Source organism: Kineococcus rubinsiae (assembly GCF_011839805.1).
GTDB classification, from domain to species: domain Bacteria; phylum Actinomycetota; class Actinomycetes; order Actinomycetales; family Kineococcaceae; genus Kineococcus; species Kineococcus rubinsiae.
In genome coordinates, this window is sequence record NZ_VWPY01000056.1 from 18,679 (window position 1) to 29,676 (window position 10,998).

A 10,998-nucleotide genomic window follows, 5' to 3' on the forward strand; every position below is an offset into this window, starting at 1 on the left:
CCGTGACGGGTGAGCCGTTCCGGCTGGCGACGCAGCGCCTCGTGCTGCGTCGCTGGTCGGCGGCCGACCGGGAGCCGTTCGCCGCGCTCTGCGCCGACCCCGAGGTGATGCGGCACTTCCCGGCCGTGCTGAGCCGCGCGGAGGCCGACGCCCTCGCCGACCGCGCCGACGGGTGCTTCGACACCCTGCGCAGCAACGGATCCCCCTACGGGCTCGCCGCGGTCGAACGTCGCGCGGACGGGGACTTCCTCGGCTTCGTCGGGCTGCACCGCATGCGCTGGTACCCCGACGACGTCGAGATCGGCTGGCGCCTGGCCCGGTCCGCGTGGGGCCGGGGGTACGCCACGGAGGCGGCGACGGCGTGGGTCACCCACGCCCGCGACGTCCTGCACCTGCCCCGGCTGATCTCGATCACCACGCCGGGCAACACCGCGAGCCTCGCGGTCATGCGCCGGCTGGGGATGCGGTTCGGCTGGGAGGCCTCCGGCGAGGTCGACCACGTCGTCCACGTCCTGGACCTCGCCCCCGGGGGGACCGCGTGAGCTGGGTCGAGCACGCCGTCCTCTGGCACGTCTACCCGCTGGGGTTCACGGGGGCCCCGATCCGCGACGCGGCCGAACCGGCTCCCGCGCACCGGTTGCCGCGCCTGACGGCCTGGCTGGACTACGCCGTCGAGCTGGGTGTCTCGGGCCTCTCGCTCGGGCCGGTGTTCGCGTCGCAGTCGCACGGCTACGACAGCACCGACCAGTTCCGCGTCGACCCGCGGCTCGGCACGGAGCAGGACCTCGACGACCTGCTCGCGGCCTGCCGGCAGCGGGGGCTGCGCGTCGTGCTCGACGGCGTGTTCAACCACGTCGGCGACCGGCACCCGTACTACCTCGAGGCCCTGCGCGACGGCCCGGGCAGCCGGTACGCGGACTTCTTCCGCATCGACTTCGACGCGCCGGGCGGCCCGCGGGCGGCCGACTTCGAGGGTCACGGCTCGCTCGTGGCGCTGAACCACGCCAGTCCCGCCGTGGCCGAGTACGTCACGTCCGTGCTCGGGCACTGGCTGGAGCGCGGCGTCGACGGCTGGCGGCTGGACGCGGCCTACGCGGTGGACCCGGCGTTCTGGCGCTCGGTGCTGCCGCCCGTGCGCGAGTGCCACCCGGACGCGTGGTTCGTGGGCGAGGTCATCCACGGCGACTACGCGGGGTTCGTCGAGGCGTCCGGGGTCGACTCGGTGACCCAGTACGAGCTGTGGAAGGCCGTGTGGAGCTCCCTGGTGGAGCACAACTTCTTCGAGCTCGACTGGACGCTCACGCGCCACGACGAGCTCCTCGAGCGGTTCCTGCCGCACACCTTCGTCGGCAACCACGACGTGACGCGCATCGCGAGCCGGGTCGGCGCCCCGGCCGCCGTCCTCGCGCTCGTCGTGCTGATGACGACCGGCGGGGTCCCCGCCGTCTACTACGGCGACGAGCAGGGGTTCACGGGCGTCAAGGAGGACCGCCTCGGCGGTGACGACTCCGTGCGCCCCGCGTTCCCCGACGACCCGTCGCAGCTGTCCGGGCTGGGGGAGTGGCTGCACCGCAGCCACCAGCAGCTCATCGGCCTTCGCCGCCGCCACCCCTGGCTGGTGCGTGCGCGCACCGAGCGCCTCGAGCTGTCGAACACGCGCTACGTCTACCGGGCCAGCGCCGGGGGCGAGCACCTCACGGTGGTGCTGGACGTCACGGCCGGCGCGAGCGCCGTGGTGCGCGGCCCGGCCGGGGACGTGCTGTTCCGCAGCGACGGGTGAGCCGGGGGCTCGAGGTCCGCCGCCGGCGTGCCGATGGCCTGAGGATGCCCTCCTCCCCGGCCGCGCGGGCCCTGCCGTGGCTGCTCGCCGCCGCCGTGCTGAGCGCCTGCGCACCCGCGAGCTCGACGGCCGCCCCCGCGGCCTCGGCCGCGTCGTCCGCGCCGACGACTTCCGCGCCCGCGACCTCCACGCCGACGAGCGCGGTCCCGACGAGCGCGACGCCCACCAGCGAGGCCCCCACCACGGCACCGACGAGTGCCGCTGCCCTGCAGCCCGACCCGGCCGAGCCGCCGACCGCGGGGGAGACCGGCACGGCGGCCGCCGCGCTCGCGGGGCTGGCGGTCGCGGGACGCGCGCCGAAGACCGGGTACGACCGCGACGCGTTCGGGCAGGCGTGGGCCGACGTCGACCGCAACGGCTGCGACACCCGCAACGACGTCCTGCGGCGCGACCTCACGGCCGTGCAGGTGCGGCCGGGCACGCAGGGCTGCGTCGTCCTGACCGGGACGCTGGCCGACCCCTACTCCGGGACGGCGATCGCGTTCGTCCGGGGCGCCGCCACGAGCTCCGCGGTGCAGGTCGACCACGTCGTGGCCCTGTCCGACGCGTGGCAGACGGGCGCGCAGGGCTGGGACACCGCGACGCGCACCGCGTTCGCCAACGACCCGCTGGAGCTGCTGGCGGTCGACGGCCCGCTGAACCAGCGCAAGGGCGACGGCGACGCGGCGACCTGGCTGCCGCCCGCCAAGGGGTTCCGCTGCGCCTACGTGGCACGCCAGATCGCGGTCAAGGCCCGGTACGGGCTGTGGGTGAAGCCGGCCGAGCGCGACGCCATGGACCGCGTCCTCGCGGGCTGCCCCGGCCAGCCGCTGCCCGGGTCGGACACCGCGGCGCCGGTGGTCCGGACGGCGGCCCCGGAGCCGGCGGCCCCCAGCCCGGTCGCGCCCGCCCCGGTCGCGCCTGCCCCGGTGGTGCCGGCGCCGGTCGAGCCCGCGCCCCAGCCCGCCGCGGCGGGCGTCTCCTACGCGAACTGCGCCGCCGTGCGGGCGGCCGGGGCGGCTCCGCTGCACCGAGGGGAGCCGGGCTACGCCGCGAAGCTGGACCGCGACGACGACGGGATCGCCTGCGAGTGAGCGGGGACGGCGCCGCGGACCGCGGCGCCGTCCCCGATCGGTCAGGCGGCTCGGACGGAGCGCTCCGGGGAGAGGGCGTCGCGGACCGAGGTCCACGACTCCAGGCGGGCGCGCACGTCGTCGCGCCGCTCGTCGGCGACCGCCCGCTCGTAGGCGCGCTCGAGGACGTCGTCGACGCGCACCCGGGTGCCCGTCGCCGCCGACTCGACGGCCGCCTCGACCATGACGAGGCTCAGCACGTTGTCGTGCACCTCGCCCATGACCGGCTCACCGGAGCGCAGGGCCGCGGCGAAGGCGGCGAGGGAGCCGGCGATCTCGCGGCCCGGGTCCACCGACGGGGCCGGCGCCGCGTCCGGGGCGGCCTCGAACTCGGGGGCGTCGTCGCCGTTCCACAGCGCCGAGCCCTCCGAGCCCGACAACCGCCACGACCCGTTCCACGACGTCTCCTTGCCGGGGGCGCACCAGCTGCCGGTGAAGACGTAGCGCACCCCGCCGCTCATCTCGAACACGGCCGAGGCGGCGGCGTCGCCGGAGTACCAGCTCCAGGACGGGTTGTAGGACTCGCAGTAGACCGAGACGGGTTCGGCGTCGAGCAGGAACCGGGCGGAGTCGAACTGGTGGATCGCCATGTCCACCAGCAGCGGCTGCGCCATCTCCTCCCGGAACCCGCCGAAGTGCGGGGCCTTGTAGAACTCGGTGGTGAGGACCCCGAGGTCGCCCAGCACCCGGGCCTGCTCCTTGAACGCGAACAGGTGGGCGTTGTAGCGGCGGGACTGGCTCACGACGAAGCGCTGACCGCTGACCTCGGCGGCCGCCACCAGCGACAGCGCCTGGGAGACGTTCTCCGCCACCGGCTTTTCACCGAGCACGGGGTAGCCCGCGAAGAGCGCGGCCGTCGTGACGGGGTGGTGCGCCCGCGGCACGGTGACGTTGACGACGGCCTCGGCGCCGGTGGCCGCGGCCAGCTCGACCGCGTCCCGGCCCCGGGGGAGGTCGGGGACACCCGCCGCGACGGCGGCGGCCTCGGCCACCGCGAGGTCCAGGTCCACGATGCCCGCGAGCTCGACGGCCGGGTCGGCGAGGATCGTGGCGAGCCACGCCTTGCCCATGCCGCCGGCGCCCACGAGGACGACCTTCACGGGGTCGCTCACGCCGGGGCTCCCGCGGCGTCGCGGGCGGCGGCGGCCGCCTCGGCCTCGGCGCTCAGCGCGCCCCCGTAGCCCTGGCCGTTGTAGAAGTCCTCGGTGTCGTAGCGCAGCAGCACGGGGGCGGTGCGCTCGGGCCGGACGGTGACGGCCCACTGCACGGCGTTGGAGATGACCTTGCGGACCCCGGCGTGGAAGTAGACGGGGTACTCCTGGTCACCGGGCTTGAAGTAGAAGATCTTGCCGAAGCCGCGCTTGAAGGTGCAGCCGGAGCGGAACACCTCGCCGCCGGAGAAGGAGGAGATGAAGACGAGCTCGTCCGGGGCGGGGATGTCGAAGAACTCCCCGTACATCTCGTCCTCCTCGATGATCATCGGGTGGGGGACGCCCTGTGCGATCGGGTGGGTCGGGTCCACCGTCCAGAGCAGCTCGCGGTCGTGCGCACCGCGCCAGCGCAGCGTGCACGAGGTGCCCATGAGGCGCTGGAAGATCTTCGACCAGTGCCCGGAGTGCAGGACGATGAGCCCCATTCCGGCGAGCACGTGCCGCTGCACGCGGTCGACGACCTCGTCGGAGACGTCGGCGTGCGCCGCGTGGCCCCACCAGGTGAGGACGTCGGTGTTCTGCAGGACCTCCTCGGTCAGGCCGTGCTCGGGGTCGTCGAGCGTGGCCGTGCGCACGACGACGTCCGTGCCGAGGTTCTCCTCGATCCCCTGGGCGACGGCCCCGTGCATGCCGCCGGGGTAGCGCTGCGCCACCTCGGGTTCGAGCTGCTCGTGGCGGTTCTCGCCCCACACGGTGACGCGGATCGGGCCGGTGACGGGTTCGGGCATGGGTGGTGCTCCTCAGGACTTGACGGCTCCGCCCGTGACCCCCGCCGCGACGTAGCGCTGGGCGAGGACGAGCAGGGCGATGGCGGGCAGGGAGGACAGGACGGCGGTGGCCATGATGGGTGACCAGTCGCTGACGAAGCTCCCGACGTAGGTGTACAGGCCCAGGGTGATCGGGCGCAGGTCGGCGGTGGTGGTCAGCGTCAGGGCGAACAGGAAGTCGCCCCACGCGAAGAGGAAGGTGAACAGCCCCGACGTGATGAGGGCGTTGCGGCTCATGGGCAGGACGATGGAGAAGAACGCCCGCACGTGCCCGGCGCCGTCGACGTAGGCGGCCTCGATGATCGACGTCGGGATGCTGCCCATGAAGGCGCGCATCAGGATGATCGAGAACGGGATGCCCGCGGCGGAGTCGGCGAGGATCAGGCCGCCCAGGGTGTTGAGCAGGCCCAGGTCGGTGTAGGCGCTGTACAGGGCGTTCGCCACGACGATGCCCGGCACCATCTGGGTGATGAGGATGCCGAACAGGATCGCCGTCGCCCACCGGCCGAACTTGAAGTGCGCCATGGCGTACGCGGCGGGGGTCGCGATCAGCAGGCTGAACACGACGGAGCCGAGGCTGATGAGCAGGCTCGTGACGAGGTTGCGGCCCTGCTGGTCGATGGCGGTGGTGTACCCGCGCAGCGTCAGGTCGAACGGCAGCCACGGCGTCGCGACGGCGTTGCCCGCGGGCTGGAGGGAGACGTTGATCATCCAGTACAGCGGGAACAGCATGAACGCGAGGATGATGATGCCGACGACCGTGTAGACGGGCCGGCGCGGGGCCTTGGGCGCCTTCGCCGCTCGGGGCTCGGCCCCGTCGGTCCGCACGGCGGTCGGGGTGGGGATGGCGGCGCTCACGGGGCGCTCCTCTCGGTGCGGGCGGTCACTCGTCGATCGCCCGTCGGTTCAGCCGCAGGTAGACCACGGCGAAGACCAGCGAGATGACGATGAGGATGTTGCCGAGGGCGGCACCCGCACCGAAGTCGAACTGCCGGAAGGACGTGTCGTAGGAGAACGTCGAGATGGTCTGCGTCGAGTTCGCCGGCCCGCCGTTGGTGAGGCCGAGGATGACGTCGAGCACCTTCAGCGTGTAGACGACGCCGAGCACCAGGACCACCGTGACGACGGGGCGCAGCATGGGCCAGGTGATGTGGCGGAAGGCCCGCCAGCCCGTCGCGCCGTCGAGCGCGCCGGCCTCGTAGAGCTCCTCGGGGATCTCCTGGAGACCGCCGTAGAGGATGGTCATGTTGAAGGGGATGCCGAGCCAGATGTTCACGCCGATCACGGCCACGAGGGCCAGGGACGTGCTGGTCAGCCAGTTGGGACTGACGTCGACGCCGGGCAGGGCCGAGAGGATCCGGTTGAGGGCGCCGTTGTCGGTGTCGAGGATCCAGCGCCACACGGCCGTCCCGGCGATCATGGGGATGAGCCAGGGCAGCAGGATGAGCGAGCGCAGGACGCCGGAGAGGGCGAAGCGCTTGTGGAAGAACAGCGCGATGGCCATGCCGAGCACGAACTGGCCGGCGATGGAGCCGGCCGTGAACAGCAGCGTGTTGACGACCGAGCGGTTGAAGATGGCGTCGCCGAAGACGTTGCGGTAGTTCTCCAGCCCCACCCACGGCGCCTCGCCCGTGAAGAAGGTCTTGGTCGTGTACGCCTGGAACCCCATGACGATGTTCTTGACCACGGGGTAGCCGAAGAACAGGACCAGGTACACCACCGCGGGGACCACGAAGGCCACCTCGACCAGTCGCGTCCGCAGCGTGTGCGAACCGCGCGCCTTCGCCGGGCCACCCGCCGCCGGGCGGGCCGAAGCCCTCCGGGCGGCGCGCCCCTCGGTGGCGACCTCAGCCATTCTGGGCCTGCGCGAGAGCGGCCTCGGGGGTCATCCCGCCGACGAGCGCGTTCTGCACGGCCGTGTAGATCTTGGTGGCGGCGTCCGGCCACTCGGGACCGAGCTCACCGGTGCGGGCGCGCAGGTCCGGGACCTGGGAGGCGAAGGCCTCGAGGTTCGGGTTCTTCGCGGTGACCTGCGACGCGAGCGCCGGCTTGGTCGGGACGGTGCCGGTGCCGACCGAGATCGTGACCTCGTTGTCGTCGGAGTTCAGGCACGTCACGAGTTCGGCGGCCTTCTTCTGCTTGGCCTCGTCGCCCGTCTGGGGGATCGTCCACGCCTCTCCGCCGAAGGGCGAGACGACGGTGCCGCCGGCCGTCGGCGCGGGGATCGGGACGATGCCGTACTCGAGGCCCTCGACCGCGTCGAGGGTGCCGAAGTTCCACGGGCCGTTGATCATCATGGCCGCGTTGCCGGCCGCGAACTGGTCCGCGACGTCGGCCTGCGACCACGTGACGGTCGACTGCGAGAGGGACTTCTGGTCCAGCAGGTCCTTGACCAGCTGCAGCGCGGCCGCGGTCTCGGGGGTGTTGATGTCCTTCTCGTCACCGCCGTTGGACCACATGAACGGCAGGAACTGCCAGGTGCCCTCGTAGGTGTTGATGTTGGACATCGCGAACCCGTACTTGTCGCCCTGGGTCAGCTTCGCCGCGGTCGTCTTGAGCTCGTCCCACGTCGTGGGCGGGGTGAGGCCGGCCGCCTCGAAGATCTTCTTGTTGTAGAACAGCGCGATGGTGTTCGTGACCGGCTGCAGGGCGTAGAGCTTGCCCTCGTAGGTCGACGCCTTGATGACACCGTCGGCGACGCCCGTCGCGTCGATGCCCAGGTCGTCCAGCGGCGCGAGCGCCCCCGAGGCGGCGATCTGCTGCACGTCGGGGTTGTCGAGCATCAGCACGTCCGGCAGCGTCTTGGACGAGCTCTGCTGCAGGACCTTCTGGATGAGGGTCTCGCCGGGGACGGCCTCGCGGTCGATCTTCATCCCGATGGTCTTGCCGCAGTTCTCGATCGCGGTCTTCCACAGCGTGGCATTGGGGTCGGAGTTGTAGTAGTCGAGCACGCGCAGGGTGTCGGAGGCGCCGCTGGTCGTGCCGCCGCCGCTGCCCCCTCCGCAGGCGCTCAGGGCGAGGGGGAGCGCCAGGAGCGCAGCCAGGCCGGCGCGCACGGTTCCTCGTCGAGCCATGTCGATCCTCTCGTCGTCGTCCACGACGTCGTGGACGTGATCTCGGGTGGTGCGGTGGGTCCTGCGGGTGGGGCGGTCGGTGCTCGCCGGATGCGTTGATGCGCATCGACGATGGTCGTGGAGCCGGGCCGGGCCCCGTGGGGGGCGTCAGGTCAGGGGGGAGGAGCTCTGCTCCGCAGCGTGGCGGCGCGGGTGGCGGGTCGGGGGCTGAGGGCGTCGGGGGCCGCTGTCCGCGGTCAGGACCTCGGTCACGTCCCCCTCCTCCCCGCATCCCCGTCGATGCGTCACCGTCGTCGTCGATGCGGTTCGACGAGAAGGTACCCACACGCACGGCTCCTCCACAAGGGTTTCCCCGTGATCGGCTTCCGGACGTGTCGCGGTCCCGTCCCGGACGGGTGCTCGGTGCTGCTGCGGCGGGGTCCACAAGGCACGGTCCTGCGCGTCGTCCACAGCACCCGGTCGACGGGGCCCGTGCTGGGGGCCGGCCTCCCTAGCGTCCCCGGGTGCCCAACTCCCCGTCGTGGTCGCGTCCCGCTGCGCCGCAGCACGTCGACGTGCGCGAGCTGGCCCGCCGCCAGAACCGTCGCCCGCCCGGCGCCGCAGCGTCCCACCCGCCGGCGGACGGCCGCGGTGGGCCGTCGTCCGCCGACCGGGACGACGCGTTCGACGACCGGGACGACGCGTTCGACGACCGGGACGACGCGTTCGACGACCGGGACGACGCGTTCGACGACCTGGACGACGAGTTCGACGACGACCCGCAGGAGGAGGTGGGCGAAGGGGCGCGGCACCGCGCGGGGACCGCGCCGTGGCGGCAGGAAGTGCGCCGGCGGGCCGCGGACCGGCTGCCCCCGGGGGTGCGGGCGCTGCGCTGGCACGTCGGGCGCTCGGCGGCCCGCGGGGTCGTGGTCGTCGCCCTCCTGGTCGTCGTGGGCCTGGCGACGGCCGCGTTCCTGAGCTGGCCGCGGCAGGACCCCACGGGGGCGGGGCAGGCCGTGCCGCCCCGGACGGACCCGGTCGCCGTCTCCACCGCGGCCGTCCCCACCGACGCCGTTGCCGCCACGGCGGACACCCCCGGCAGCGAGGGCACGCCGGGGACGCCCACCGCGTCCGCCGCACCGACCGCGGTCGCGGACGTGGTCGTGCACGTCGCGGGTCAGGTCGCCCACCCCGGCCTCGTGACCCTCCCGGCGGGCAGCCGGGTGGCGGAGGCGATCGCCGCGGCGGGGGGCGCCGGCGCCGCCGCCGACCTGGACCGGGTCAACCTCGCGCGCCCGCTGGTGGACGGCGAGCAGGTCCTCGTCCCCGCGCCGGGCGAGGCGGTGGTCGCCGCCCCCGGATCGTCTGCGGGTGCCGCGGCCGCCGCCGGAGGTGCGGCCGGTGGGAGCGCGGCGGCGGGTCCGCTGGACCTCAACGCCGCGACCGAGGGCGACCTGGACGCGCTGCCCGGGGTGGGGGAGGTGCTGGCCGGGCGGATCCTGGCCTGGCGCACCGAGCACACCCGCTTCTCCGACGTCGAGGAGCTGGGCGAGGTGCGGGGCATCGGGCCGAAGCTGCTCGACGGGCTGCGGCCGCTGGTGCGGGTGTGAGTGCCCCGGCGCCCGGGGCGCGGACGGTGACGACCCGCCCGGCGCTCGACCTCCGGCTGCTGCCGCCCGCGCTGCTGGCCTGGGCCGCGGCGGCGTGGGCCGTCACCGCGGCGACCCGGGAGGTGCTGGTCGCGATGCTGGTCGCGGTCGTCAGCGCCGGCGCCGCGCTCCGGCTGCACCGCCGGCGGCGCGGCGGGCTGCTGCTGGTCAGCGCCCTGGCGGTGGCGGTGGTCCTCGGGGCGGCCCTCGCGCAGCTCGCCCTGGCCCGCACCGGTCCCGTCGCCGGCTGGGCGGCCGAGGGCGCCACCGTGGACGCCGTCGCCGCCGTCCGCTCCGACCCGCGCCGGGTGCCCGCGCTGCGGCCGGGCGGGCCGGACCGGGTGGTCGTCGAGGTGGAGCTGGTCCGCGCCGGCGCCCGGGGCCGCACCGCCGCCGTGGCCACCCCCGTCCTCGTGCTGGCCGACGCGGGCGACTGGCACGGGGCCGAACCCGGCGCCCGGGTGCGGGTGCGCGGCTCCCTCGCGGCCACCGAGCCGGGCGACCGGGTGCGGGCGCTGCTCGTCCTGCGGGCGCCGCCGGAGCCGGTGCGGCGCAGCGGTCCCGTCCACCGGGCCGCCGAGCGGCTGCGCGCGGGGCTGCGAGTCGCGTGCGCCCGGCTGCCCACCGACGCGCGGGGCCTGCTGCCCGGCCTCGTCGTCGGCGACACCTCCGCGCTGCCGCCCGACCTCGAGGCGGCCATGAAGGCCGTCGGCCTCACGCACCTCACCGCGGTCAGCGGGTCGAACACCACCCTGGTCGTGGGGGCGCTGGTGGCGGTCGCGGCGCTGCTCGGCGCGGGCCGCCGCACCCGGCTGGTCCTCGCCGGGCTCGGGCTGGCGGGCTTCGTCGTGCTCGCCCGGCCGGACCCGAGCGTGCTGCGGGCCGCGGTCATGGGGGGCATCGGCCTGCTCGGGGTGTTCGCGGGGCGTCCCACCCGCGGGGCGCCCGTGCTGTTCGGGGCCGTCCTCGTCCTGCTCGTCGCCGACCCGTGGCTGTCCCGGCAGTACGGGTTCGTCCTCTCGGTGCTCGCGACGCTCGCGCTGCTCCTGCTCGCCCGGCCGTGGGCGGAGCGGCTGGTGGCGGCGGGCTGGCCCCGGTGGGCGGCGTTCGCCGTGGCGGTGCCCGCGGCGGCGCAGGCGGTCTGCGGGCCGGTGGTCGCGCTGCTGCAGCCGTCGGTGAACCTGCTGGCCGTCCCCGCCAACGTGGTCGTCGCCCCGGCCGTGGCCCCGGCGACCGTGCTGGGGCTGGCCGCGACCGTCGTCGCGGCCGCCTCGCCGGGAGCGGCCGCGGTGCTCGTGTGGCCGGCCGGGCTCGCGGCGCAGTGGGTCGCGGTCGTCGCCCGGGCGGCGGCCGCCCTGCCGACGGC

At 74.6% G+C, this 10,998-nt stretch carries 10 protein-coding genes; 5 read left to right on the forward strand and 5 right to left on the reverse strand.

The features are described 5' to 3' along the window. The first annotated feature begins 2 nt into the window (after positions 1-2). Genes F1544_RS19345 through F1544_RS19355 form a run of 3 tightly spaced genes read left to right on the forward strand, consistent with a single transcriptional unit; the run spans position 3 to position 2,913 of the window. Positions 3-542: a GNAT family N-acetyltransferase gene (locus F1544_RS19345; RefSeq protein ID WP_167587794.1), complete on the forward strand. Its 540-nt coding sequence runs from the start codon at positions 3-5 to the stop codon at positions 540-542. After that, a complete protein-coding gene (locus tag F1544_RS19350) occupies positions 539-1,780 on the forward strand; it encodes an alpha-amylase family protein (RefSeq protein WP_167587796.1) in 1,242 nt (413 codons plus the stop codon). The genes F1544_RS19345 and F1544_RS19350 overlap by 4 nt, the downstream gene beginning before the upstream one ends. 44 nt (positions 1,781-1,824) lie before the next feature. After that, the gene (locus F1544_RS19355) at positions 1,825-2,913 is read left to right on the forward strand and encodes a GmrSD restriction endonuclease domain-containing protein (protein WP_167587798.1); all 1,089 of its coding nucleotides are present in this window, start codon (positions 1,825-1,827) and stop codon (positions 2,911-2,913) included. A 41-nt stretch (positions 2,914-2,954) separates the two neighbouring features. On the opposite strand, the gene F1544_RS19360 is transcribed toward F1544_RS19355, so the two are convergent. From F1544_RS19360 to F1544_RS19380, 5 genes are read right to left on the reverse strand one after another with little or no spacing between them, the layout of a single operon-like run. Further along, a complete protein-coding gene (locus F1544_RS19360) occupies positions 2,955-4,064 on the reverse strand; it encodes a Gfo/Idh/MocA family protein (RefSeq protein ID WP_308470198.1) in 1,110 nt (369 codons plus the stop codon). Next, positions 4,061-4,891, reverse strand: coding sequence for a ThuA domain-containing protein (locus F1544_RS19365; protein ID WP_167587799.1), 831 nt, complete (start codon positions 4,889-4,891; stop codon positions 4,061-4,063). Before F1544_RS19365 ends, F1544_RS19360 begins: the two co-directional genes overlap by 4 nt. Before the next feature lie 12 nt (positions 4,892-4,903). After that, the gene (locus F1544_RS19370; RefSeq protein ID WP_167587801.1) at positions 4,904-5,788 is read right to left on the reverse strand and encodes a carbohydrate ABC transporter permease; all 885 of its coding nucleotides are present in this window, start codon (positions 5,786-5,788) and stop codon (positions 4,904-4,906) included. Between the two features lie 25 nt (positions 5,789-5,813). Then, on the reverse strand, positions 5,814-6,785 hold the full coding sequence (locus F1544_RS19375; protein WP_167587803.1) for a carbohydrate ABC transporter permease: 972 nt from the start codon (positions 6,783-6,785) through the stop codon (positions 5,814-5,816). Continuing rightward, positions 6,778-8,004: a sugar ABC transporter substrate-binding protein gene (locus F1544_RS19380; RefSeq protein WP_167587805.1), complete on the reverse strand. Its 1,227-nt coding sequence runs from the start codon at positions 8,002-8,004 to the stop codon at positions 6,778-6,780. The genes F1544_RS19375 and F1544_RS19380 overlap by 8 nt, the downstream gene beginning before the upstream one ends. Positions 8,005-8,507: 503 nt before the next feature. Between F1544_RS19380 and F1544_RS26560 the strand changes: the two genes are divergently transcribed. Together F1544_RS26560 and F1544_RS26565 are read left to right on the forward strand one after the other, a co-directional pair. Next, a complete protein-coding gene (locus tag F1544_RS26560) occupies positions 8,508-9,593 on the forward strand; it encodes a ComEA family DNA-binding protein (protein ID WP_208972216.1) in 1,086 nt (361 codons plus the stop codon). A 26-nt stretch (positions 9,594-9,619) separates the two neighbouring features. Next, the coding region (locus F1544_RS26565) for a ComEC/Rec2 family competence protein (protein WP_167587807.1) at positions 9,620-10,998 on the forward strand (1,379 nt) is incomplete at its 3' end.

Excerpts from the sequence above, each read along its gene's own strand:
- F1544_RS19375 (WP_167587803.1), bottom strand. The coding sequence starts at position 6,785 with ATGGCTGAGGTCGCCACCGAGGGGCGCGCCGCCCGGAGGGCTTCGGCC.
- F1544_RS19365 (WP_167587799.1), bottom strand. The coding sequence starts at position 4,891 with ATGCCCGAACCCGTCACCGGCCCGATCCGCGTCACCGTGTGGGGCGAG.
- F1544_RS19380 (WP_167587805.1), bottom strand. The coding sequence starts at position 8,004 with ATGGCTCGACGAGGAACCGTGCGCGCCGGCCTGGCTGCGCTCCTGGCG.
- F1544_RS19355 (WP_167587798.1), top strand. The coding sequence starts at position 1,825 with ATGCCCTCCTCCCCGGCCGCGCGGGCCCTGCCGTGGCTGCTCGCCGCC.